The sequence below is a fragment of the Streptomyces sp. NPDC058665 genome (assembly GCF_042714995.1).
GTDB lineage: Bacteria > Actinomycetota > Actinomycetes > Streptomycetales > Streptomycetaceae > Streptomyces.
In genome coordinates this window covers 48528-73929 of record NZ_JBHXRX010000015.1, presented here as the reverse complement: position 1 = coordinate 73929, position 25402 = coordinate 48528, and the positions used below count along the sequence as shown (strand labels likewise).

Sequence of the window (25402 nt, the reverse complement as noted above, 5' to 3'; positions counted from 1 at the left end):
CCGGCGCCTGCCGGAAGCAGCCACACCCCGAACCAGGACGGCACGAGTGAGAGCAGACCCCGACCCCTCCCCTTTCGACGTCGGAACACTTCGGCACCTGCCAGCGCTCCTCAAGCCCGCGTCGCCGACAGCCAACCAGACCGAGTCCTCCTATCGCACCCTTCGGCGGCGGATCCTGGAACTCGAACTGCGCCCCGGTGACCGCTTCACAGAGTCCATGCTCGCTGCCGAGTTCGGCGTGAGTAAGACTCCTGTGCGCGAAGCTCTTGTTCGCCTTCATCACGACGGATTGGTCGCACCGGCGCCTCGGGCCGGGTACGTGGTCACACCCGTCACCTTGAGGTCGACGCGGGACCTCTGCCAGCTCCGGTCCATTCTGGAGCCGAAAGCCGCCGAGCTGGCTGCCCGGAGGCGCGTGAGTGACGGCCTCGCCCGGCGACTGACCGAACTGTCCGACATCGAGCTGGCGCACCCCTACGCGAGCGACAAAGAAGGTGTGGATCGGTACCTGCGCGGCCACTTCGAGTTCCAGTCGATCATTGCGAACGCGTGCGGTAACGACCGACTGGCCCAAACGATCGTTGAACTGTTGGACGGTCTCGAGCATGTGCTGCGGCTCTGTCTCGGAGAGATCAGCTGGTCGCGCGATCGGGTCGACCAACGCTCGGCGATCGCACGCGCGATCCGCGAAGGCGATCCCGACGCGGCCTACCAGCACATGCTGCGGCGTACCACCGAAGGGGGAGAAGAGATCATCGCCGCCTTGATGGAGATCCCGTCGGTTATCGACTCCACCATCGTGAAGCGCTGAGCTCGGCCGCCCGACCCGCGAGGACGCCGCCGTTGGATGTGGGTGGGGCACAGGTACGGTGATGTGTCCAGCACCATCATGTGCCTGGCTGGGCGGTGCTTCGCCGCGACCGGCGACCCGCACGGGCCCGCGTGTCATGGCCGAACTCGACACCTGCCCGACCGGAGTCGCCGTCGCCGGCGCGGAGACGGCGGCTCTGCCTCTGACACGCCACGTCTTCCGGACGACGGGAACCACGCCCTGCGCCCCAGACCATGCGCGGCCGTCCCGACGCCGGCGGCAAGCCGGGACCTTGTCGTCGGACGGCGTCGTCAGGCGCGGACGCTCACCTCGGCTCGACCTTCCGAGACGATCCTCGCGGCCGTGTTCCACCTGCGCGTCCACCTGGTTGCCGAACCCCTCGCCGTGTTTTCAGCAGCAGGACCGCCACGCACCGCACCCCGCCGAGGATCAGGCGACTGCTCGAACCGCACGCCATCGTGCCCGCCCGGGGCCCTCGGGGCTCGCGTTCGCGCCCGGAGCGGCGACTCCGACAGCAGGATCAAGACGACGTGCGATGCTCTGCGGGCCCTTGGCGTCCACCGCCCGCACCGCTCCGCGGCAGCAGTGCCAGCCAATCGTCAGAGTCCACAACGACGGCGCCGCGAGCCGGGAGAACACGCTGCAGCAGGAAGTCGTGCACGGCGGGTTCCGGGTCGACGCAGCAGTCTCCGATCACGGTGACGTCGTAGTCGAGGTCCAGGGCCGCCAGCGTCGTGGCCAGGACCATCGCGCTCGTCGCGACCCCGCCGATAGCAAGATGGGTGACATTGTTCGACCGCAGTACCAGGTCGAGCTCGCTTCCGTGAAACGCACTCGCCCTGCGCTTGGTGACGATCGGCTCGTCTCGCTGCGGAGACAGCCTCGGATCGACTTGCGGGCCAGGGCCCCCTTCATGGAAGACCTGACCGAGCGGGAAGAACTGGTTCATGACGCGGTTGCGCGGCGACAGGTCGACGCCCGATTCTCGAAGGGCAGCCACACAGAATACCAGGAAGATGTCCTTCTCTCGCGCGCCTTCGACCAGTCGGGCGACCGTCGGCAGAACAGGTGCGCAGAAGTCGAACGCACCCGTGATCCCTGTCTGGTAATCGCCGACCAGCAGGGCCTGGCGCCCCGCCATCAGATCCACGCCCTGTTGAGGGGTGTGCTCATGAGGAACCGCCTAATCAGTCCGGACAATCAAGAACGGGCCACGACATTGTGCGCTCTGCCCGGCCAGGGCCACCACGGTGCCGGCCTCACAGGGTACGTACGGACATCTCGAACTTGGCCAGACCTGTTTCGAGGGCAGCTCGGTAGCTCTCCACGTTGGTCAGTTTGACCTCTTCGTAGCCCCGGACCAAGTCTGGGAGTGCGGCAACCTCCGCCGCCAGTTCCACGTTCTCGTTCCTGAGTCCACCTACGAGTTTCAGCACGAGCGCCTCGTACTCGGTGAGCAGGGCGCGCTCGACCCTGCGCACGTGGGCGCGGCCGAACGGATCGAATGGTGTGCCGCGGACCACTCGGGCCGCGTACAGCGCACGGAAGACGGGCCGGAACCAAGGCCCGAGAGAGATCTTGCGTTCGACGCCCAGCGCTCGGAACATGGGCGGGTGGAGCCGCCATACGGCACGGGACCCAGGGCCGAACTCGGCGGCGAGCTCGTCGGCCAGGCCGGGGCGCGAGCAGAGGCGGGCCACCTCGTACTCGTCCTTGTAGGCCATCAGTTTGAACAGGTTGCGAGCGACGGTGTCGGTGAGCAGACGAGAACCAGGAGCCACTTGCTCCTCGCGTCGGGATACTGCTTCCACGGTCCGGGTGAAGCGGCTCGCATAGGCGCGGTTCTGGTACGCGACCAGTTCCTCGGCCAGTACCGGCGTCGACGCAGCGGCGCCCGGCCGCAGTCCGCCGGCCGGCAGCGACCTTCACCGCCCTGGGCTCGATCACGAACCGCCTTCCCCAGCGAAAGGCCTGAAGGTTTGTCTCCACCGCCGCCCCGTTGAGTTCGATGGCCTGCTCGATCGCCTCACTCGGCAGCGGGAGCGCCCCAGCCTGGTAGCTGACGCCGACCATGAAGATGTTGGCGTACTGGTCGTCTCCGAACAGTCCACGGGCGAGCGCCCGCGCGTCCAGGGTCCGAATCGCGTGAACCTCCGACTCGATCCCGGCGACCAGCGCCCCAACGTCCGGGAACGACACCGAGGGGTCACTCACCATGACTCCGGTGGGCACTTCACTAGTGGACACAACGGTGGTGGTGCGTCCGGGCGAGACGACGCGGAGGTTGGCTGGATCGGCGGCGACTAGCAGATCACACCCGAGGTACAGGTCGCACTCGCCGGCCCCGAGTTTGTTGCTGGTTCCCGCACCTCGGCTGAGGCGTACATCGGATACGACCGCGCCGCCCTTCTGGGCCAACCCGGTTTGGTCGAGGGAGCGCACCGTGTATCCGGCCAGTCGCCCGGCCGTGGCCAAGATCTGCGAGACGGTCACTACACCGGTTCCCCCGATGCCCGTGAGCCGGATCCCGATCCCGTCCCTCGACTCCTCCGGCGGCGGCGCCGGGAGCGAACCCCCCGCGAGAACCTCGGGTATCCCGACTGTGCCCGCGCGGGGCACCGAGACAGTCATGAACGCGGGGCAGTCGCCCTCCAAGCAGGTCAGATCGGTGTTGCATGATCCTTGGTGGATCCGGGTCTTGCGCCCGAACGTCGTGGCCACGGGCTGCACGGAGAGGCAGTTGGACTTCCCTCCGCAGTCACCGCACCCCTCGCACACGCGCTCGTTAATGAAGACGCGGGTCTGCGGCGGCGCGTCCTTCCCGCGGCGACGGCGCCGCCGCTTCTCCACGGCGCACTCCTGGTCGTGAATGAGTACCGTCACACCAGGGACGGAAGCGAGCAGCCTCTGAGCCTCGTCGAGCCGGGATCGGTCCCAGACCTCCACGCCCCGGGGCAACCGGACTCGCCGGTAGCGTTTGAGGTCTTCGGTCGTGACCAGCACTCGGGCAACCCGCTCGGCGAGCAGGACATCGACGATACGCGGCACGTCCATGGCCCCCACAGCTCGCTGACCGCCAGTCATGGCGACCGCTGAGTTGAAGAGCAGCTTGTAGGTGACGTTCACTCCGGCCGCAACGGCCGCTCGGATGGCCAGTGAGCCGGAGTGGTCGAAGGTGCCGTCTCCAAGGTTCTGCACGTAGTGGCGCCGGTCGACGAAAGGTGCCATTCCGATCCACTGGAGGCCCTCGCCGCCCATCTGGCTGAGTCCGGTCACCTCGCCCACCTGGGACTCGGGCATGAGAAGGACCATCGCGTGGCAGCCGATTCCGGCTCCGGTCAGTGATCCGCCGACCGGCTTGGTCGAGCTGTTGTGTGGACAACCGGAGCAGAAGTACGGCGCTCGAGTGGCCAGCGGCAGTTGTGTGCGGCCGGCGGTGCTCTGGGGCCGCTGGTCCGGGTTGGGGCCGCAGTCGATGCCCCACACGTCGAGGGCCCGGTGCAGACGCCCCGCGATCAGGTCGGCGTCCAGTTCGCCAAAAGCGGGAAACAGCTCAGCGCCCGTGGCATCGTTCTTGCCCAGGACCTGTGGTGCCTGCTGCGAGCCGTAGAGCAGGTCACGGAGCGCGATCTCGAGGAACGCGCGTTTCTCCTCGACGACGACCACGGCTTCGAGGCCTTCAGCGAACTCCCGAACCGTCTCGGACTCCAGCGGGTAGGGCATCCGGGCGGGCGCTGCACGGTGACGGCGTCGGTGAGGATGACATGACACCCCGTCGGCTCGCGTCCCGACCGGAGGGGAAACCAACCCGTGTACTTCGCCCACGATGCTCGGCTACATGCAGCGCGACGACGGGGCGCCGACGTCGACGGACTGCGTGCCATCGTCCGCGCCTGCCCCGACACCCTCACCGGTGACCGGGACAAGGTCCTTACGCTCACTGGCTTCCACTACGCCTCACGCAGTCAGGACCCGGCCGGGGGTGCGGTACCCCGGACAGTTCGGAAACAATGATTACAGCGGTGGCGCTTCTCTCGTTAGAGAGAGCGAGACGACGCGGCTGTCCTTCATAGATGCTTCTGACAACGGGTTGCGTGACAAGGCCACGAAGGTTGCGGAGTGTGCGGGGTCCCTGAGTGTCTCGAGGCGTGAGAGGCGTCCGCTGTCTACCGTCGTTGGCAAATAGATCAGCTCCCATAACGCTCTGACCAGGGAAGATTCTCGTGGATTGTGGAGTTGATGTTTGGCCGCAACTCGACCTCGACATCCAGATCGGCCCGACGGGCAAGAAGCTGCTGCCGCTGACGGTGGCGCAGCCCGCGGGTCAGGGGAAGTAGGCCGCCGGAGCTGCCTCCGGCTGTCGGGCCGGAGACAGCTCGCTGTTGGCGTTGGGGTGGACGAGGGCCGGTTGGTCGGGGACCCGGGTGAAGACGCCCTCCACCCACTTGCCGGAGTCGCGACCGCCCCGGCGACGAGAGCGGCGGCCGAGCCCAGCAGGGTCAGGCGCTTACGGAAACGGGTCACGAATTCTCCATGTGTACGGCGTTGATGCCGCTTTGACCGTACGGAGTTCGTCACTCATCGCACTAGATCCATTACGGACAGTCATTCGGTGATCGCGATGAGCCACTTTCGAGCGGTTTGCTTCGGTGTGCTGACGGTTCGCGGGCGACAACTGACAGACGCGGCGCGGTATGTGTACGGAGCGAGGCAGACGCTTGATCAACCGCGCCGGTCCCGGCTCGGCGCGCGGCTCCCGGCCACTGTCTCGAATCGGGCACGAACGCGACTCGGGCGGCCGATTCGGGATCCGGGCAGGCACCGGCGGCGTCATCGGAGGCATGGATCTGGACAAGACGCCGGCCCGGCCGCGGACACCCGAACGGTTCGAGCCGGGTGAGGGCTGTCTGACCACGGCCATCCGGATCCCGGTCCGGATCGTCGTGCTCGTTCTCGTCGTCCCCGTGCGGATGGTCTGGGACCTGCTCGCCGCCGGCGCCAGGGTGGTGTACCGCTCCGTGCTGACGCCGGTCGGGCGGGGTATCGCACTGGCCTGCTCGTGGGCGTACAAGACGCTGCTCGCCCCGGTCGGGCGTGTGCTGGGCGTGGTGCTGGGGTTCCTGGGCAAGGTGCTGTTCGTGTGGCCGTGGGTGGTGCTGTGGCGGTATGTGGTGGTGCCTGTGGTGCGGTACGGGTTGGTGGTGCCGCTGGTGTGGTTGTACGAGACGGTCCTCACCCCTGTCGGCCACGGCATCGCCTTCGTCTGTTCCTGGGTCTACGAGACGCTGCTCACGCCCGTCGGCCACGGCCTCGTCTGGCTCGTCGTCACCCTGGTGGTCGCCCCGCTCGGCTGGTTCTACCGCGCCTTCCTCACCCCCGTAGGACGCGAGATCGCCGACGCCATCTGCGTCGCCTGGCGGATCGCCGGACAGATCTCGCGCGCGATCGGCCGGGCGCTGAAATGGCTGGCGTGGGTCCTGGTCGGACAGCCGGTGAGCTGGATCTACCGCACCGTCTGCACACCGGTCGGGCACATGGTCCGCGACCACGTCTGGGCCCCGGCCAAGAAGGCCGCCGTCGAGACGGGCCGGGCGGTCGGGAGCGCGCTGCGCTCCGCGGGCCACACGGTCCGGCAGGCCCGCCGCGACGCCTGGCGCGCCCTGGTCGGGGCTCCGCGCCCGGCCGAGCCTGTGAAGGCGTCACTCGACGGGGCGCGTACGCTGGGAGGTACAACAACCGTCCCCGGCGTGGTACCCGCACCCGAGATCTGCCTGCGTAAGCAGGTGTGAGCCGGGTTTTCCGGGGCCGACCGCCCGGTCGGCCGCGCGTCCGAGGGTGTGCGCCACCGCGCGCACCCCGCACCGAGGAGAAGAACCACTGGGCAAGCGACAGCCCGAAGGCCCCCCGCCCGCGCCGGCGGTGCAGCGCATCAGACTGCGTTACACCAAGCGTGGCCGCCTCCGGTTCACCAGCCACCGCGATTTCCAGCGCGCCTTTGAGCGGGCCCTGCGCCGCGCCGACGTCCCCATGGCGTACTCGGCGGGCTTCACCCCGCACCCGAAGGTGTCCTACGCCAATGCCGCACCCACCGGCACGGGCAGCGAGGCCGAGTATCTGGAGATCGCCCTCGCGGCACCGCGCGACCCCCACACACTGCGCGAACTGCTCGACGAGTCGCTGCCCACCGGGCTCGACATCATCGACGCCGTCGAGGCCCGTACCTCGGGTCTCGCCGACCGGCTCACCGCCTCCGAGTGGGAGCTGCGGCTCGACGGGGTGGCGTACGAGGAGGCCGACCGCGCGGTGGCCGCTTTCCTCGCCGCCGAGGTGGTGGAGGTCGAGCGTCGTGCGAAGAACGGCATGCGGACCTTCGACGCCCGGGAGCCCGTCGTCGACCTGCGGACCCTTCCTCCACAGGCCGATAGGCCGCAGGGGGAGCGCTGTGCGATACTGCGGCTGGTTGTTCGGCACGTGACACCCGCCGTTCGACCCGACGACGTCCTTTCCGGTCTCCGAGCTGTGGCCGACCTGGCGCCGCCGGTCCCCGCAGCGGTGACCAGGCTGGCGCAGGGGCTCTTCGACGAGGAGTCCGGAACGGTGACCGACCCGCTCGCGCCCGACCGCGAGGCAGTCACGGCAGGCCCATCCACGGCCGCCGGACCCGCCGCCGCGAAGGCGCCTGAAGGTGCGATTTCCGCGTAGGACGGTTGTTGTAGCGCGGCCCTTGTACTCGGGAGCCACCTGGGTCGGGCGGCGCGCTGACCACGAAGACTTTCGCCAGGCCGTACGTGCAACGCGTACGTACGGAACCGGCGACCCAGACATAACAGCTCCTGTGCGGCGCCCGCGCCCCGGACGGCGGCAATCGCGCCTCAGCGCGGGCCGCGGCCGGACCGGATCAAGGCGTGGCGCCCGGGAGCGTGACGGGAGAACCGCCCGCATGTCCCAGAACGAACCCGGTACGACCCGGGAGACCGAAGAAGAACTGAACAGCCCCAGCGACACACTGCCGCCGCGCCGCAGGCGCCGCGCCGCGTCGCGTCCGGCGGGGCCGCCGTCGGCGGCGGCCGAGGCCGCCGAGGGGGCGAAGGTCACGGCGAACGTGACGGACGACTCAGCGGCAGCCGGCGCGGACGCCGGCAGTGGTACGGACGCCGGCAGTGGCACGGACGCGGTCCGGGCCGAGGCCGCCGCTGATGAGGCCGCGCCGCCGCGTGCCCGGCGGCGTGCGACCCGTAAGGTCGCGGCGCCCGCCGAGAGCGCGCCGGAGCCGGTCGTCGAGCCCGTGGCCGAGGCCGCTCCTGAGCCCGCGCCCGTCGCCGAGCCGCAGCCCGAGACCGCGCCGGTCGCCGATGAGCCCGCGCCGCCGCGTACGCGCCGCCGCGCGACCCGTAAGGTCGCCGCTCCGGCCGAGACGGTCGCCGAGCCGGTGATCGAACCTGTTGTCGAGCCCGCCGCCCCCGAGGCCGTCGCCGAGCCTGTCGCCGCCGCCGATGAGCCCGCGCCGCCGCGTGCCCGGCGCCGTGCGACCCGTAAGGTCGCCGCTCCCGCCGAGGCCGCCCCCGAGCCGGTCGCCGAGACCGAGACCGAGCCCGAGGCCGTCGCCGAGGAAGCGGCCCCGCCGCGTACGCGCCGCCGCGCCACCCGCAAGGTGACCGCGCCGGCCACCACCCCCCGGCCCGTCGAGGCCGACGCCGACGACGAGATCGCGCAGGGCGAGACCCTCCCCGAGAACGCCGTCACCCAGATCACCGCCGACGAGGCGCAGGTCGAGGCCGCCGAGACGGCCGCCACCCGTGGCCGCTCGCGGCGCAGGACCGGCGGTTCGCCGGAGACCGCCGACGAGCCCAAGGCGGAGCCGAAGGCCGAGCCCAGGGCCGCCAGGAAGGCCGAGCAGCGCAACGGCTCCGCGCCGTCCGCCGCGAAGGACACCGAGACCGAGGCACCCGAGCGGTCGCGTCGGCGCGCCACCCGGCCCGCCGTGGCCGTTTTCCAGGCGCCGGTCTTCGCCGAGCCGATGTTCCAGACCCCCGAGACGGCCGCCGCGATGGCCGCCGCCATCGACATCGAGGACGACGACGACCTCGACATCGAGGACGAGACCACGGTCGAGCCCGCGCCCGCCCCCGAGCCCTCGGGCCGCCGCCGTCGCCGTCGCCGTGGCGAGTCCGCCGAAGCGGCCGAGCCCGCGCCCGCCCCGGCCTCCGCCGCCGAGCGGGACGCCGACGACGAGCGGGATGCCGAGCAGTCCGCCGAGGGCGACGAGTCCGAATCCGAATCCGAGGACTCCGACGAGTTCGACCGTCCCTCACGGCGCCGCCGCCGGGGCGGCCGTCGCCGTCGCCGCGGTGAATCCGCCGAGGCCGACGAGCAGTCGGACGAGCACACCGATGACGAGGACCGCTCCGCGGAGAGCGCCGCCGACACCGCCGAGAGCGCCGACTCCGACGAGCACGACGGCGACGACGACTCCGCAGGCCAGTCGGGCGGCGGAAGCAGCAGCAGCCGGCGGCGTCGCCGCAGGCGCCGTCGCAGCGCCGACGGTGGCTCCGACAGCGAGAACAACGGCGGCGACGACCCGGAGCGTACGGTCGTCAAGGTCCGCGAGCCGCGCGAGCGCCGTACGAAGGAGACCGAGCCCGGTACGGGCGTGGACGAGGTCCAGTCCATCAAGGGCTCGACCCGTCTCGAAGCGAAGAAGCAGCGCCGCCGCGAGGGCCGCGAGCAGGGCCGCCGCCGCGTGCCGATCATCACGGAGGCCGAGTTCCTGGCGCGCCGTGAGGCCGTCGAGCGTGTGATGGTCGTCCGGCAGCACGGCGAGCGCACCCAGATCGGCGTCCTTGAGGACAACGTGCTCGTCGAGCACTACGTCAACAAGGAGCAGGCCACCAGCTACGTCGGCAATGTCTACCTGGGCAAGGTGCAGAACGTACTGCCTTCCATGGAGGCCGCGTTCGTCGACATCGGCAAGGGGCGCAACGCCGTCCTGTACGCCGGCGAGGTCAACTTCGAGGCGCTGGGCATGGCGGGCGGCCCCCGCCGTATCGAGACCGCGCTCAAGTCAGGACAGTCGGTCCTCGTCCAGGTGACGAAGGACCCGATCGGCCACAAGGGCGCGCGCCTCACCAGCCAGGTCTCGCTCCCCGGCCGTTACCTCGTGTACGTCCCCGAGGGCTCGATGACCGGCATCAGCCGCAAGCTCCCCGACACCGAGCGGGCCCGGCTGAAGACCATCCTGAAGAAGATCGTCCCCGAGGACGCGGGCGTCATCGTCCGTACGGCCGCCGAGGGCGCGAGCGAGGACGAGCTGCGCCGCGACGTCGAGCGCCTCCAGTCGCAGTGGGAGGACATCCAGAAGAAGGCGAAGAGCGGCAACGCCCCGACCCTTCTCTACGGTGAGCCGGACATGACCGTCCGGGTCGTGCGCGACATCTTCAACGAGGACTTCACCAAGGTCATCGTCAGCGGTGACGAGGCGTGGCAGACCATCCACGGTTACGTGGAGCACGTGGCGCCCGACCTGGCCGACCGGCTGAACCGCTGGACCAGCGAGGTCGACGTCTTCGCGACGTACCGGATCGACGAGCAGCTGATGAAGGCGCTGGACCGCAAGGTCTGGCTGCCCAGCGGCGGTTCGCTGGTGATCGACAAGACCGAGGCCATGATCGTGGTCGACGTCAACACCGGGAAGTTCACCGGCCAGGGCGGCAACCTGGAGGAGACCGTCACCAGGAACAACCTGGAGGCGGCCGAGGAGATCGTGCGTCAGCTGCGGTTGCGCGACCTCGGCGGCATCGTCGTCATCGACTTCATCGACATGGTCCTCGAATCGAACCGGGATCTGGTGCTGCGGCGGCTGCTGGAGTGCCTGGGCCGGGACCGTACGAAGCATCAGGTCGCCGAAGTCACCTCGCTCGGCCTGGTCCAGATGACCCGTAAGCGGGTGGGCCAGGGCCTGCTGGAGTCGTTCTCCGAGACCTGCGTCCACTGCAACGGGCGTGGCGTGATCGTCCACATGGAGCAGCCGACCGGCAACGGCGGCGGTGGCGGCAAGCGCGCTAAGAAGCGCCGCGGCGGGTCGGGCGCGGACCAGGACCAGAGCCATGACCACGAGCACGAGACGGCTGCCGACGTCCTGACGGACGCGGAGACCGAGTCCGAGGCCGAGGTGGCGGCGGAGGCCGCCGCCCCGGTCGCGCTGCCCGCGCCGGAGTTCGTGCCCGACGAGGAGCTCTACAGCAGCGTCGCGGAGGCCGAGACGGCCGCCCGTGGCGGGCGTTCGCGGCGCCGGGCGTCGCGCAAGGCGTCGGCTCCGGCCGGTTCGCCGAGGTCGACGGAGCCCGCGCCGAAGGCCAGGGCCGAGGAGCCGGCGGAGGTGCCGGCCCCGGTCGCTTCGTCCGTGCCGGTGGCCGAGCCCGAGCCGGTCGTGGCGGAGGCCGCCCCGGAGGCGGCCCCGCCGCGTGCTCGTCGCCGGGCCACCCGTAAGGCGTCGGCCCCGGCCGGTTCGCCGCGGACGGCCGGGTCGGACGAGGCGTTGGAGCAGGCGGCCGAGGTCGTGGTCGAGCCGTCGGCGCCGCCCGTCGCGGCGGAGCCGGAGGCCGTACGGTCCGAGGGCGCCACCGACACGACCGCCACCGACACGACCGCCACGTCTGCCGAAGAAGATACGGCGCCGCTGCGTGCCCGTCGCCGGGCGACCCGTAAGGCGTCGGCTCCGGCCGGTTCGCCGGCGGGCGCCGAGGAGGCGGCCGTCGTTGTCGTGGACTCGGACTCGGCGGCGGAGACCGCCGCGCCCGCCGACCAGTCCGACGACGGCCACGCCGACGACGCGGATTCCTCGGCTCCGGTCAAGAAGACCGCCGCGAAGAAGACCGCCAAGAAGGCCACGGCCAAGAAGGCGGCCACGAAGAAGACGGCGGCGAAGAAGACCGCTGCCAAGAAGACCACCACGAAGAAGGCGGCCTCGAAGTCCGCGGCCAAGAAGACATCGGCGGCCGAGCGTGAATCGGCCTCCGCCGTGTCGGTACCCACGGATGGCTGAGCGCGTGAGCTGAACCTTTGGTGACCGCCAGTTGAACGACCCGTGCCCCGCCCTGGGAATCCAGCGGCGGGGCACGGGTCTTTTGTTTCATGGTTGATGTGATTGGTGCGGTTAACGGTTAACAGGCCAGAAATTCTGTCGGAAATCCCTGATAATGTGACTGGCGGTCCCCGCCGACGACAGTCCCCGCCCGGAACCTGCGGTCGGGGACGGCCCGTACAGGGACAGCTGTCCCACACATTCCTCGGCAGGGCGTCGGCCATCGCGCCGTAGGGGTACACGCGGCCTCATGAGACGCGCGCTGCACTCCTGGCCTCTGCCCCAGAGAGCTTTCGCGGTGTTCAAGGAGGACGACGTCCATGTCGACCAGTGAAGTGCGGCCCATCCCCGCTGCCCGCCCGGTCATCGGGGAAGAAGAGATCGAGGCCGCGGTACGCGTGCTGCGCACCGGCCGCGTTGTGCAGGGCCCCGAAGTTGCCGCGTTCGAGGAAGGCTTCGCCGAGCTCGTCGCCGGCCGGCACTGTGTGGCCGTGAACTCCGGCACATCGGCGCTCCACCTGCTCCTGCTCGCCCTCGGCATCGGTCCGGGTGACGAGGTCATCGTCCCGTCGTTCTCGTTCGCCGCCTCCGCCAACGCCGTCCGGCTCGTCGGCGCCGACGTCGTCTTCGCCGATATCGAGCCCGGCAACTTCGGTCTCGACCCGGCCGCCGTCGAGGCCGCGATCACCCCGCGCACCGCCGCGATCATGCCGGTCCATCTCTACGGCAACCCGGCCTCGATGGACAAGCTGATGCCCATTGCCGACAAGCACAAGCTCGCCGTCGTGGAGGACGCCTGCCAGGCCCACGCCGCGTCCCTGCACGGCACGCCCGTCGGCGCCTTCGGCTCCGGCGGCACCTTCAGCTTCTACCCGACGAAGAACATGCACTCCCTCGAAGGCGGCATGATCTCCACCGGTGACGCCGAGGTCGCCCGCACCCTGCGCCTGCTGCGCAACCAGGGCATGGAGCAGCGGTACGCCAACGAGATCGTCGGCGCCAACATGCGTCTCACCGATGTGGCCGCCGCCATCGGCCGGGTGCAGCTCACCAAGCTCGCAGGCTGGACCGAGCAGCGCCGAGCCAACGCCGCGTACCTGACCGAGAACATCACCGCGCCCGGTGTGGTGACACCGCCGGTCGCCGAGGGCGCGCACCACGTCTACCACCAGTACACCGTCCGGATCAGCGGTGACCGCGACGCCGCCATGGCCGCGCTCACCGAGGCGGGCGTCGGCAACGCCGTGTACTACCCGACCCCCATCCACCGGCTGCGGCCGTTCTGGGAGCCGGACCAGAAGGCCGGACGTCACTGGGATCTGCCGGAGACCGAGCGGGCGGCGGCCGAGGTCGTCTCGCTTCCGGTGCACCCCTCGCTGTCCGATTCGGATCTGGAGCGGATCGTGACCGCCGTGAACAAGCTGGGAGAGAACCTGTGACCACCGCTGGGGGACTGCGCGCCGGCCTGATCGGCCTCGGTTCGATGGGGCGCCACCACGCGCGTGTGCTGGCCGGACTCGACGGCGTCACGCTCGTCGGGGTCGTCGACCCGCTCGGCGACAAGAACGGACTGGCCCAGGGCGCGCCCGTCCTGGACACCGTCGGCGAACTGCTCGCGCTCGGCGTCGACTACGCCGTCATCGCCTGCCCGACCGCCCTCCACGAGGAGGTCGGCATCCAGCTCGCCGAGGCCGGGGTCAGCGCGCTCATCGAGAAGCCCCTCGCCGACACGGTCGACGGCGCGCGCCGCCTGGTCGAGGCCTTCGAGTCGCGCGACCTCGTCGCCGGCGTCGGCCACATCGAGCGCTGCAACCCGGCGCTGCGCAGCCTGCGCGCCCGGCTGGAGGCCGGCGAGCTCGGCGACGTGTACCAGGTGGTGACCCGCCGTCAGGGCCCCTTCCCGCACCGGATCGCGGACGTCGGCGTGGTCAAGGACCTCGCCACCCACGACATCGACCTGACCGGCTGGGTGACGGGCCAGGCGTACACCTCGATCTCCGCCCACACCGTGTCCAAGAGCGGTCGCCCGCACGAGGACATGGTCTCCGCCGTGGGCCGGCTCTCCGACGGCACGATGGTCAACCACCTCGTGAACTGGCTGAGCCCGCTCAAGGAGCGCTTCACCTCGGTCACCGGCGAACGCGGCTGCTTCATCGCCGACACCCTCACCGCCGACCTGACCTTCTACTCCAACGCGGCGGTGACGACCGAGTGGGAGGCGCTGCGCGCCTTCCGCGGCGTCGCCGAGGGCGACATGATCCGCTACGCCATCCCCAAGCGCGAGCCGCTGCTGGTGGAGCACGAACTGTTCCGTGACGCCGTCCTCGGCGAGTCCCACGACATCTGCACACTGCGGCAGGGTCTTCGTACGGTCGAGGTAGCAGCGTCGGTGCTGGAGTCGGCCGCGAGCGGCCGCACGGTGGCTGTCGAGACAGGAGAGCCCGCGAGCCATGTCGGCTGACAAAGTGGTGGCGCAGCGGCGCGAGGGCCCGCGTGGGCGGATCGTGATGCTGGTCGACAACGGCGTGAACGGTGATTCACGCGTACAGAAGGAAGCCCGGTCCGCCGCCGCTGCGGGCTGGGACGTCGTCCTGCTGGGCAAGTCGCCCACCAAGAAGGAGCAGACCTGGCGGCTGGGGGACGCCGAGGTCAGGCTGCTGCACGTACCGGGCCCCCTGCACCGCAGGCGGCACGAGTACCGCCGCGCGATCCTGCGCTCCCCCCTCGCCTACCCGCCGGGTCCGCTCGCCGCCTACCGCAGGCAGCGGATGAAGGCGTGGCGCGCCCAGCTCAACCTCCGGGTCATCGAGGCGAAGCTGGCGGGCTCCACCGTACGGAGACTGGCCCTGATCCCGCCGCGTCTGGCCGCCAAGGCGCTGAGCAAGTGGGTGGGTCTGCGGGCCCGCCGCACGCGCGCGCTGGAGCAGCGCCGCAAGGACATGACGTCCCGTCTTGACCGCTTCACCACCGCGTTCTGGGAGCGCACGATGGGGGACCGGGCCTGGCGCCGGCTCGACCCGTTCCTGTGGGACCTGGAACTGGCGTACGGCAAGGTCATCGACGCCCTCGAACCCGATCTGATCCACGCGAACGACTTCCGCATGATCGGTGTGGGCGCGCGGGCGAAGCTCCGTGCCAAGGGCAGGGGCCGCGAGATCAAACTGGTCTGGGACGCGCACGAGTTCCTGCCGGGCATCAAGCCCTGGAACCCGCACCCCCGCTGGCACATCGCCCAGTGCGCGCACGAGCGTGAGTACGCGAAGTACGCCGACGCGGTCACCACCGTCTCGGCGACGCTCGGCGAGATGCTCGTCGAGCGGCACGGGCTCACCGCCACCCCGGAGATCGTGCTCAACGCCCCGGACGCGGAGATCTCCCCCGAGGAGGCCGCCGAGCCGGTGCCGGACCTGCGCGCTCTGTGCGGGATCGGCCCCGACGTCCCGCTCACGGTCTACAGCGGCGCGGCGGCCCCGCAGCGCGGCCTCGACATCATGGTCGAGTCGCTGCCGCGGCTGCCGGGTGTCCATGTGGCGTTCGTGGTGCTGCGGCCGACGTCGGAGTACATGACGTCGCTGCTGATCCGGGCGGCGGAGCTGGGTGTGGCCGAGCGCGTCCACATACTCCCGTACGTACCGCACTACCAGGTCGTGCCGTTCCTGTCGGCGGCGGACATCGGCGTCATCCCGATCCACCACTGGCCGAACCACGAGATCGCCCTGATCACGAAGTTCTTCGAGTACTCGCACGCGAGGCTGCCGTTCGTGGTCAGCGACGTGAAGACGATGGGGGAGATGGTCGCGAAGACCGGGCAGGGCGAGGTCTTCACGGCGGAGGACGTCTCGGCCTACGTCCGCGCGGTCACGGCGGTCCTCGCGGACCCCAAGAAGTACCGCGACGTGTACGAGGACCAGGGCCTGCTCACCGAATGGACCTGGGAGGCCCAGGCCGACATCCTCGACGGCGTCTACTCCCGCCTGCTGGGCCGCCCGCGCACGAAGTCCGGGGCACCGAAGAGCCGGGTGGCGGCATGAGTGACAGACCTGATGTGACGGTTGTGGTGGCGGTGTACAACACCATGCCGTATCTGACCGAGTGCCTGAACTCGCTCGTCGGCCAGACCATCGGTCTCGGGCGCCTTGAGGTCGTGGCCGTCGACGACGGCTCGACCGACGACAGCGGCGCCGAACTCGACCGCTTCGCCGAGCGGTACCCGGACACGGTCAAGGTCATCCACCAGGAGAACAGCGGCGGCCCGGCGGCGCCGAGCAACCGTGCCCTGGAGGTCGCCACCGGCCGTTTCGTCTATTTCATCGGCTCCGACGACTACCTCGGTGAAGAGGCGCTGGAGCGGATGGTCGCCTGCGCCGACGAGCACGGGTCGGACGTGGTGATCGGCAAGATGGTCGGCACCAACGGCCGGTACGTCCGCCAGGCGATGTACAAGAAGAGCGATCCGGACATCAGCCTGTACGGCTCCGACCTGCCGTTCGCCCTCGCCAACACCAAGCTCTTCAGGCGTGAGCTGGTCGAGAAGTACAAACTCCGCTTCCCCGAGGACCTGCCGGTCGGCAGCGACCAGCCGTTCACCATCGAGGCGTGCGTACGCGCCGCCCGGATCTCCGTCCTCGGCGACTACACGTACTACTACGCGGTGAAGCGCGGCGACGCGAGCAACATCACCTACCGGGCCGACCATCTGTCCAGGCTGCACTGCACCACCCGCATCATGCGGCACACGGCCGGTCTGATCGATCCGGGACCCCAACGTGACGCCGTCCTCAAGCGTCACTTCACCTGGGAGCTCGCCAAGCTCATCCAGGACGACTTCCTCCCGCTCGACCCCCGTACGCAGCGCGAACTGTGCGCCGGGATAGCCGAACTCGCCGACGAGTACCTGACGGACGAGCTGCGCGACTCGCTCGACGTCAAACGACGGGTGCGGATCCTGCTGGCCCAGCGCGGCGCGGTGGCCGAACTCACCAAGGCCATCGCCGACGAGGTCGAGCACGGCGCGCCGCCGTTCCTCCTTGAGGACGGGCAGGCGTACGCCGCCTACCCGGGGCTGCGCGACCCGGCACTCCAACTGCCCGACCGGGGATATCAGTTGGTGGGGGAGGCGGTCCCGGGCCGGCTCGCCAACGGCACCCGGCTGATCTCCGCCGCGTGGGACCAGAGCGGCGACTCCCTCTCTCTGACGGTCGCCGTACGGATCGGGGTCGCCGGACAGACCGACTCCGCGGTGATCCGGCTGGCCAGGACCGCGATGCCGAAGAGCGCGGACAAGGCGGCGGCCCGGCGACTGCCGGTCGACCACCAACTCCCCGAGCCGGTGGGGGAGTTCACTCGCGTTCCGGAGTCCGACGGGGGTGGCGGCACCATCCTGACCGCACGGATCCCCCTCCCGGCCACCAGGGTCAAGGCGGGCGTCCGGGTCTACGTGGACGTCGCCGGCTCCACGTACGAGATCCCCGTCCGCACCCGCGGCCTGCCGATGCCGCTCGCCCGCCGCTGGGGCAACGCCGTCCCCTACCGCGCGTCGGCCAACGTGAACCCCAAGGGGCGACTGGTCATCACCACGGCTCCGCTGTGGGAGCCCGCACTGTCCCTCGGCGCGCGGGTACGAAGCCTGCTGCCCCGGCTCAAGAGGAAAGTAAACCGATGAACATCTGTGTAGTCGCGCTCGGCAAGATCGGTCTGCCGCTCGCCGTGCAGTTCGCCGCCAAGGGCCACCGCGTCATCGGCGCCGACGTCAACGAGAAGGTCGTCGAACTCGTCAACGCCGGTACGGAGCCCTTCCCCGGCGAGCACGACCTCGACATCAAGCTCAAGCAGACCGTCGACGCCGGGCTGCTCACCGCCACGACCGACACCGCCGCCGCCGTCGCGCAGTCCGACGCCGTGGTGGTCGTCGTCCCGCTCTTCGTGGACGCCGAGGGCGTGCCCGACTTCGGCTGGATGGACTCGGCGACGAAGGCGATCGCCAAGGGCCTGAAGGCCGGCACGCTCGTCAGCTACGAGACCACCCTGCCCGTCGGCACCACCCGCACCCGCTGGGCGCCGATGCTCCAGGAGGGCTCGGGGCTCACCCCCGGCGAGGGCTTCCACCTCGTCTTCTCGCCCGAACGCGTCCTGACCGGCCGGGTGTTCGCGGATCTGCGCCGCTACCCCAAGCTCGTCGGCGGCATCGACGAGGCGTCGACCAAGCACGGCGTCGACTTCTACGAGGCCGTCCTCGACTTCGACGTACGCGAAGACCTGCCGCGCGCGAACGGCGTGTGGGACCTCGGCACCGCCGAGGCCTCCGAGCTGGCGAAGCTCGCCGAGACCACGTACCGCGACGTCAACATCGGCCTGGCCAACCAGTTCGCGCGCTTCGCCGACCAGAACGGCATCGACGTCAAGAAGGTCATCGAGGCCTGCAACAGCCAGCCGTACAGCCACATCCACCAGCCCGGCATCGCCGTCGGCGGCCACTGCATCCCGATCTACCCGCGGATGTACCTGTGGAACGACCCCACCGCGACCGTCGTGCGCTCGGCGCGCGAGGCGAACGCGGCGATGCCCGAGTACGCGGTCGACCTGCTGGCGGCGGCGTACGGCGACCTGACCGGCGTCAACGTACTCGTGCTGGGCGCGGCCTACCGCGGCGGCGTCAAGGAGACGGCGTTCTCCGGTGTCTTCCCGACCGTCGACGCGCTGCGCGCGCGGGGCGCCGTGCCGTACGTCTCCGACCCGATGTACACGGCCGAGGAACTGACCGCGCACGGCCTGCCGCCGCACCAGGGCGAGAAGGTCACGGCGGCGGTGCTCCAGGCGGACCACGCGGAGTACCGCGACCTGAAGCCGGCCGACCTGCCGGACGTCACGGTGCTGGTCGACGGCCGCCGCACGACCGACCCGGAGGCGTGGCGCGGGGTACGCCGCGTCGTCATCGGCGGCTGAGACCCCGCCAGACCCCGGAAGAGGCCCGAACCGCCGTACGGTTCGGGCCTCTCGTCGTATCGGGGTCAGGCGCGCTCGGTGAGCACACCGTCCTTCTCGTCGTGGAGCGCGCCGGTCCTGGGGCACTCCCACACACCGGGCTCCCCGTCCCGCTCCACGAGCTTCACCCCGGCGCGCCCGACCCACCCGATCCGCCGGGCGGGAACGCCCACGACCAGCCCGAAGTCCGGTACGTCCTTGGTGACCACCGCACCCGCGGCGGTCATCGCCCAGCGGCCGATACGCAGGGGCGCGACGCAGACCGTCCGGGCACCCACCGAGGCGCCCTCCTCGATCTTCACGCCGACCGCCTCCCAGTCGGAACCGCGCTTCAGCTTGCCGTCGGGGTCCACGGAACGGGGGTTGAGGTCATTGGTGAGGACGACGGCGGGCCCGATGAAGACACCGTCCGCCAGCTCCGCGGGCTCGTACACCAGCGCGTAGTTCTGGATCTTGACGTTGTCCCCGATCCGCACCCCGGTCCCGACATAGGCGCCACGCCCCACGACACAGTTCTCACCCAGGCGCGCGTTCTCCCGGATCTGCGCGAGCTCCCAGACACTGCTCCCGTCACCGACCACCGCGGTCTGATCGACCTGGGCGGTGGGCTGGACCCTGTAGTTCACGCTGGCGCCTCTCCGTGTACGTTTCCGACGGTTGAGCATACGTCGGGGTCACCGGCCCGTTCCGGCCGCCCGTGCCCACTCCATCCGGGGCTCCACCACGTACCGGAACACCCGTCGTACCGGCGGCGTGCAGAGCGCGGTCACCAGCAGCGCGGCGGCCAGGGTCACCGCGATCCGGCCCGGAGGGGTTTCCAGGAAGGGGTCGTCGTAGCCGCCCAGGAACCGGGCGCCGCGAATGAAGAAGCCGTGCAGCAGATAGCCGTAGAGCGTGCCGGCGCCCAGGGCGGTCATCCACAGACGGCGGCGCGGCACCCACGCCAGGAAGCACGCGCCCAGTACGAGCGCCACCGCGAACAGGAGCAGGGTCATCGCCGCTCCGGCCCAGACAGGCTCGTCCAGCTGGCGGGCGCTGTAGCTGCGGAAGAACCACGAGGTGGACATGCGCGGCACCGACCAGTACGCCACCAGCAGTGCGACCAGACCGACCGGCAGGGCCGCGACCCGCACCCAGGTGCGGCGCAGATACGCGAAGTGCTCGGGGCGCAGCCGGAGTCCCAGCACGAAGAAGGGCAGGAACTGAAGGACACGCATCAGCTGGAGATCGTCCCCGATCCCGGTCGACATCGACGCGAGCGCGGCGATGGCCAGAGAGAGGGCCACCGGCCACCGGACCAGCTGCCAGAACGGGGTGGTGATCCGCCACAGGAACAGGGCGGGCAGGAACCACAGGATCCAGTACGGATCCGCCGGCGTCAGCGGGAAACCGGGGGTCTCCACCGCGCGGTGGAAGAGCGTGTACGCCACCTCGAAGACGAGGTACGGCACCAGGATGCCGGTGACCAGCCGCCACACCCGCTTCGGACTCAGGTCGAAGCCGCGCGAGAAGTAGCCCGCGATCACGATGAATACGGGCATGTGGAACGCGTAGACGAAGCTGTACAGCGCCTCGACCACCCGCCCACTGCCCGGCAACGGCTCCCACGAGTGCCCGACGGCGACCAGGACGATGGCCAGGTACTTGGCGTTGTCGAAGAACGGATCCCGCTCCCCGACACCGTCACCGGCGGGGGCGTGGGGGCGCTCCTGGGAAAGGGAGGAGACCATTACGACACCCTAGGGGGTGCCGGGCGGATGCCACGGCGCCGGGCTCGAAGGGCGGCCGGCCGGCCCGGACCTGCCCCGGTATGTGGCACCGGGGCAGGCATGGAACGGCGCCGCCAGTAAGGCTCGGTGCCTCAGAGGTACCGGCCGATGATCTCGGACCGGCTGTACCAATTACCGGGTGGTGACTGCCAACTCGCGGTCGGTTCGCCGAACGTGCCGGCGGGACCGGTGATCCATGTCCACATCTTGACGGTGGAGTCGTCGTTGTACCGGTACACGGCCCCGAGATCGTCCTGGCCGTCGCCGTCGTAGTCACCGGCCATGATCTTCATCTCGGTCCGCCAGAAACGGTCCGCCGCCGCCTCCCAGAGGACGGTGGGGGATTTGACCGTGCCGTTGGCGGCACCGGCGAAGGCGTGGACGATGTCATGCCCGTCGGTGAAGTCGTACCAGGTCGCGAAGTCGTCCCGGCCGTCGCCGTTGAAATCACCGGAGAAGAGTTCCGTGCGGGCCCAGTCACCGTAGGCGGTGCTGCTCCACGCCTCGACGGGGTGAGCGAAACCGCCGGACGGGGAGGCCAGGAACGTCCACAGCTTGACGCTGTCGTTGTCATAGTCGTACAGCGCGCCGAGGTCGTCCCGCCCGTCACCGTTGAAATCGCCGGTGGTGAATTTGGTGCGGCTGAGTGCCCAGGTCGTCGTGGTCCACGAGCTGAAGGGGGAATTGAACTTCCCCGCGGAATCCGAGGTGAAGGTCCACAGTTTCGTGCTGTCGGTGTACCGGTACCAAACGCCGATGTCGTCGCGGCCGTCGCCGTTGAAGTCCCCTGCGTGCAGGGTCATCCGGTCCAGGGTCCACGAGCCGGCCCAGGAACTGAACGGCTCGTTGAAGGTGCCGTTGCCTTTGCCGATCCAGGTCCAGAGCTTGATTCCGTCGTCGTACTGATAGGCGGCCGCCACATCGTCGGTGCCGTCACCGTTGTAGTCGCCAGATGTGATCTTCATCTGGCTCCAGTCCCAACCGCCCGCGCTCCTGGTCCATGCCGTGACGGGAGCATTGAACGAGCCGTCCGAATTCGTCCGGAAAGCGTGGATCGCGTCATGCCCGTCCGCGTAGTCGTACCAGTCGGCCATGTCGCTGCGGCCGTCCGCGTCGTAGTCGTGGCGGATTGCCGTGCCGCTGCTCCAGAGCGACTGGCCCTTGACGTTGTAGATCACCAGGTTGCCGCGGTCCTGGAGCAGGGCGAAGCCCTCCGGGGCCGTTGTTTTCGACTCCCACAGCACCGTGCTGCCGTCCGCCTTGTAGACCACGAGGTTTCCGCCGGTCTGCATGATGGCCTTGGCGCCCACGTTGCCGGAGGTCTTCGTCTCCCACAGCGTCTTGCCCGCGTTGGAGGTGATCACGAGGTTGCCGTCGTCCCCCATCGTGAGCTTGGCCGAGCGTGAGGTGAACGACTGGCCGCCGTTCAGTGTCGTGCCCGCCGGGATGCGGGAGCCGCCCGTGATGCCGTCGATGACGAACGAGGCGCCGAAGGAAAGGTTGTCCGAGGACGGCGTCTTCCCCGGCCAGCCGAGCATCGTGTTGTCCGTCTTACGGGCCCAGAGGTCCGGTCTGCCGTCACCCGTGACATCGCCCACCGAGCCCACGGCGGGGTACGCGGCGGTGGTGTAGCCGGTGCCGATCTTCACGCGGCCGGCGCTGTTGCCCCAGGTGGTGGGGTCGAGCAGGCCGTCAGGGCCCTTCTTGCCGTACGAGCGCCAGATGGTGCCGGTGGCGTTCTCGCGCAGCCACAGGTCGGCGATCTGGTCGCCGTTGAGGTCGCCGGGGGCGACGACCGTGAACTTGTCCCAGTCGCCGTTGCCGACCAGGACCGGCTCGCGGGCGACGTCGAGGGAGTACGTGGCGCGGTTGCCGTAGTACGCCCAGAGCTGCTTGCCCTGCTTGACCAGCAGATCGGGCTGGGTGTCGCCGTTGATGTCACCGGCGGACACGACCTGTTCGGCGTTGTGCCAGTGGTCGTCGCCGGTCCACTCCTCGCCGTAGTCGCAGCCCAGGTCCGGGTCCTTGACGGGGCAGGCGACGCTCAGCTCCTTGAAGTCGTCACTGATGACACCCGCGCCGTCGTTGGGATAGGTCCACAGCTTTTGCTTCTTGTCCACGTCGTCGTATTCGAGTGAGACGAGGTCGTTGTAGCCGTCCTGGCCCCAGTCACCGCGTGAGTCGACCTGGCTGCCGGCGAAGGACTTGCCGCCGCCGTTGGTGGCGGCGGAGAAGCTGCCGTCGCCCTGGCCCGCGTACGTCAGCAGAGTGCCGTTGGAGTCGATGCTCCAGATGTCGCGGTTGGCGTCGCCGTTCAGATCTCCCGGTCCGTCGCGCTCCTGTGAACGCGTCGCGTAGTACACATAGGTGGCGGTGTCGGACCGGTTTCCGGCCTTGTCGACGCTGAAGGCGTAGATGAAGTGCGGCCCGTAGCCGGGCGGCTTCACCGTCACGGGCACTCCGGGCTTCGCGTCGCGCACCTCGGGGTTGTAGTCCGTGTACCAGCTGTACTGCGCCACGTCGGTGACCCCGTTGGCCGCGAAGGTGAACTTGCCCTCCTCGCGCGCCTTTCCGGTGACGGCGGGCCAGCCGTTGTCACCGGGCGGGAACTTGTTGCCCTCGGAGGTGATCACCGGAGGTTTGCTCGGCCGGGTCCGGTCGAGGGTGAACTTGCAGGTGGCCGACCAGGCGGAGTACGCGCCGTCCTGGTCCTTCGTCCGGGTCTTCCAGGTGTAACTGCCGGTCGGCAGGTCGACATCGGGCACGACCAGGGTGGAGATCTTGTTCTTCGCGGCCGGGATCGACTTGTCCACGACCGCCGTGCTCGAACCGGACTTGAAGACCTGGAACTCGGCGGTGAGATTGCCGGCGTCCTTGTCGTCGTACTTGGCGTACAGACTGACGCGGGTGTTGCCGATCAGGCCCCCGCTCGCGCAGGAGGTCTTGGGATTGGTGCCGAGCCCGGTCGGCGTCTTGGGCGGGTTGTTGTACTTCGTCTCCAGCACCGCGGTCTTCGCGTCGAACTTCTTCCAGCCGAAGGTGTCGGTCTCGTCCGACGCGTACAGACCGAAGTTGACGCTGGACCAGTTCTTGGACGCGGCCTCACGGACCTTGGCCGTGGTGTCGAACTCCAGGTTGCCAGCGGCGCAGTCCTTGCTCCAGCCCTTGGAGTCGTCGACGGTGTAGAGCTTGGTGTGCTGGGCGGGCTGGTTGTTCCAGGTGGTCTTGGACGAGATGGGGCCGACGTGCCACAGCTCGACGGGTCTGTCCTGGCACGACCACGACCAGGTGTTCCTGACCCGGAAGGTCGACGACTTGACCTGGGCGCCCTTGATGTTGCTGGTGTCCAGCTGGAAGAAGGAGCGGGACAGGCCGTTGGTCTCGGCCTCGTAGCCGACACGCACCACCTCCTTGGTGTTCCAGAAGGACGTGTTCGGATACTTCTTGTAGACCCGGGTCCAGTTCTGCCGCTTACCCCAGGCCCAGGACGGGTCGATGTAGACGGGGTACTGGGTGGCCGCACCCGTCAGCAACTCCTGGTCGGGCTTGATCTCCAGGGTGTCGCCGCTCACGGTCGTGGGCATCTGCGCGTCCTTCGCGCCGGGGGCCGGCTCGAAGAGATCACCGGGTGTCTCCTCCTCGGCCGCGGCGCCGGCCTTGGCTGTGCGGGCCCCGGCCGGGGGATCGTCCGAGCTGATCGACGTGGAGTCCCACATCAGCGGAGACGGACTGGTGAAGACCGTCTCACCGGCGGGGTTGACCGCGGTGACGCTGCCGGTCTCCGAGTCGGTCGACACACTCAGCCCGACCGTGTCCAACTTGTACTTCAGCGAGGCCAGTTCGGGGTTGGCGGCGGCGGTGGCTGTCTTGACGACCAGCAGCTGCGAGAAGCCCTCGACCTCGGCCTTGAGCTGGAGGTCCACGCCGGGCAGCACCTCGGCGTACGTGGCGACGTTGCCGTCCAGGGTCGGCGCGGGCAGCGGTTTCGGCCAGGCCAGCGACAGGGTGCGGCCGTCCTTGACGCCGGAGAGCAGGGCGCCGGATCCGCCGCCGGAGAAGGTCACGGCCACGGTGGAGGCTTTGGGCCCGATTCTTCCGTCGGTGGTGGGGGCCAGCGTGGGATCGGTGGGGATCCAGGCGCCGTCGCGCAGCATCCGTATCGGCGTGCCGTAGCGCTTCACCGAGAACGAGCCGTCGGGCCCGGCCCAGGTGTCGGAGGACTCGGTGCGTGCCGACGTCAACTCGTAGGGCTGGCCGGTGATCTGGGCCTGCTGGAGTGCGTAGTCCTCTTCGCTCGTCGAACCGTCGGCGACGGGATCGGCGGCCGCGGATTTCGCGGACACCGAGTGGGGGGAAGTCGGCGAAGCCGCGGCCGGTATCGCTGTCACGGCCGGCGCCATGACGGCTCCGGCCAGGACAATTGGTAGTACGCGTTTCGGCCAGTTTCTCTTTCTCTGCCCATGGCTTGTCGTCCGCACGACACCTTCCCCTCTGTTTCGGCATTGCCGAGCGGTGACTCTATAGCGACACGGCGTAATTCTCGGCCGGCACGCGATCTTTACATCTGGGAGGGGGCCAGGTATCCCCATTCCGTGGCAAGTTGGGCGGAACGGATCTTTGACTCCTTTCTGTCTCGGCCCTGTTGAGCTGCGGAAAGTGATGTGCGCGACTGTCGGTGGCGAATGTCTGGAAAACAATTGTTTTCCACCGTAGGTGACTTGTGAAGGAGTGGTTGACACT

15 protein-coding genes and 1 pseudogene are annotated in these 25402 nt (G+C 69.4%); 10 read left to right on the top strand and 6 right to left on the bottom strand.

Annotated features, from left to right (window positions below; translation table 11 throughout):
• Positions 1 to 46: 46 nt before the first annotated feature.
• On the top strand, positions 47 to 811 hold the full coding sequence (locus ACFWV8_RS12360) for a GntR family transcriptional regulator (protein ID WP_384200227.1): 765 nt from the start codon (positions 47 to 49) through the stop codon (positions 809 to 811).
• A 541-nt stretch (positions 812 to 1352) separates the two neighbouring features.
• Here the strand turns inward: ACFWV8_RS12360 and ACFWV8_RS12355 are convergent.
• The 3 genes and pseudogenes from ACFWV8_RS12355 to ACFWV8_RS12345 form a co-directional block, all read right to left on the bottom strand.
• Complete coding sequence (locus ACFWV8_RS12355; protein ID WP_384200325.1) at positions 1353 to 1973, bottom strand: cysteine hydrolase family protein; 621 nt, start codon at positions 1971 to 1973, stop codon at positions 1353 to 1355.
• A 118-nt stretch (positions 1974 to 2091) separates the two neighbouring features.
• Positions 2092 to 2691 (bottom strand): DUF6537 domain-containing protein, encoded by a 600-nt coding sequence (locus ACFWV8_RS12350; RefSeq protein ID WP_384200323.1) that lies wholly within the window; start codon positions 2689 to 2691, stop codon positions 2092 to 2094.
• Between the two features lie 106 nt (positions 2692 to 2797).
• Positions 2798 to 3463 (bottom strand): annotated as a pseudogene (locus ACFWV8_RS12345) (2-oxoacid:acceptor oxidoreductase family protein); the annotation flags it as partial.
• An 867-nt stretch (positions 3464 to 4330) separates the two neighbouring features.
• Between ACFWV8_RS12345 and ACFWV8_RS12340 the strand changes: the two are divergent.
• The 9 genes from ACFWV8_RS12340 to ACFWV8_RS12300 all read left to right on the top strand — a co-directional run bounded on the left by ACFWV8_RS12340 (position 4331) and on the right by ACFWV8_RS12300 (position 18854).
• A complete protein-coding gene (locus ACFWV8_RS12340) occupies positions 4331 to 4600 on the top strand; it encodes a hypothetical protein (RefSeq protein WP_384200327.1) in 270 nt (89 codons plus the stop codon).
• 1073 nt (positions 4601 to 5673) lie between these two features.
• Positions 5674 to 6621, top strand: coding sequence for a hypothetical protein (locus ACFWV8_RS12335; protein ID WP_384200225.1), 948 nt, complete (start codon positions 5674 to 5676; stop codon positions 6619 to 6621).
• A 130-nt stretch (positions 6622 to 6751) separates the two neighbouring features.
• Positions 6752 to 7534 (top strand): TIGR03936 family radical SAM-associated protein, encoded by a 783-nt coding sequence (locus ACFWV8_RS12330; protein ID WP_384200223.1) that lies wholly within the window; start codon positions 6752 to 6754, stop codon positions 7532 to 7534.
• A gap of 238 nt (positions 7535 to 7772) precedes the next feature.
• On the top strand, positions 7773 to 11873 hold the full coding sequence (locus ACFWV8_RS12325) for an Rne/Rng family ribonuclease (protein WP_384200221.1): 4101 nt from the start codon (positions 7773 to 7775) through the stop codon (positions 11871 to 11873).
• Positions 11874 to 12232: 359 nt separating this feature from the next.
• Positions 12233 to 13351, top strand: coding sequence for a DegT/DnrJ/EryC1/StrS family aminotransferase (locus tag ACFWV8_RS12320; protein ID WP_384200219.1), 1119 nt, complete (start codon positions 12233 to 12235; stop codon positions 13349 to 13351).
• Complete coding sequence (locus ACFWV8_RS12315) at positions 13348 to 14373, top strand: Gfo/Idh/MocA family protein (protein ID WP_384200217.1); 1026 nt, start codon at positions 13348 to 13350, stop codon at positions 14371 to 14373. The genes ACFWV8_RS12320 and ACFWV8_RS12315 overlap by 4 nt, the downstream gene beginning before the upstream one ends.
• Positions 14363 to 15943 carry a glycosyltransferase family 4 protein gene (locus tag ACFWV8_RS12310; RefSeq protein WP_384200215.1) on the top strand — a complete coding sequence of 527 codons (1581 nt, stop codon included), beginning with the start codon at positions 14363 to 14365 and terminating at the stop codon, positions 15941 to 15943. Before ACFWV8_RS12315 ends, ACFWV8_RS12310 begins: the two co-directional genes overlap by 11 nt.
• Positions 15940 to 17574 (top strand): glycosyltransferase family 2 protein, encoded by a 1635-nt coding sequence (locus ACFWV8_RS12305; protein ID WP_384200213.1) that lies wholly within the window; start codon positions 15940 to 15942, stop codon positions 17572 to 17574. Before ACFWV8_RS12310 ends, ACFWV8_RS12305 begins: the two co-directional genes overlap by 4 nt.
• Positions 17571 to 18854 (top strand): nucleotide sugar dehydrogenase, encoded by a 1284-nt coding sequence (locus ACFWV8_RS12300; RefSeq protein ID WP_384200211.1) that lies wholly within the window; start codon positions 17571 to 17573, stop codon positions 18852 to 18854. Before ACFWV8_RS12305 ends, ACFWV8_RS12300 begins: the two co-directional genes overlap by 4 nt.
• Positions 18855 to 18919: 65 nt before the next feature.
• Here the strand turns inward: ACFWV8_RS12300 and ACFWV8_RS12295 are convergent, their stop codons facing one another.
• From ACFWV8_RS12295 to ACFWV8_RS12285, 3 genes are all read right to left on the bottom strand, one after another.
• Positions 18920 to 19519, bottom strand: a complete 600-nt coding sequence (locus ACFWV8_RS12295) for an acyltransferase (protein WP_384200209.1) — start codon at positions 19517 to 19519, stop codon at positions 18920 to 18922.
• Between the two features lie 48 nt (positions 19520 to 19567).
• Positions 19568 to 20623, bottom strand: coding sequence for an acyltransferase family protein (locus ACFWV8_RS12290; RefSeq protein WP_384200207.1), 1056 nt, complete (start codon positions 20621 to 20623; stop codon positions 19568 to 19570).
• Positions 20624 to 20754: 131 nt separating this feature from the next.
• The gene (locus ACFWV8_RS12285; protein ID WP_384200205.1) at positions 20755 to 25005 is read right to left on the bottom strand and encodes an FG-GAP-like repeat-containing protein; all 4251 of its coding nucleotides are present in this window, start codon (positions 25003 to 25005) and stop codon (positions 20755 to 20757) included.
• Positions 25006 to 25402 lie beyond the last annotated feature (397 nt).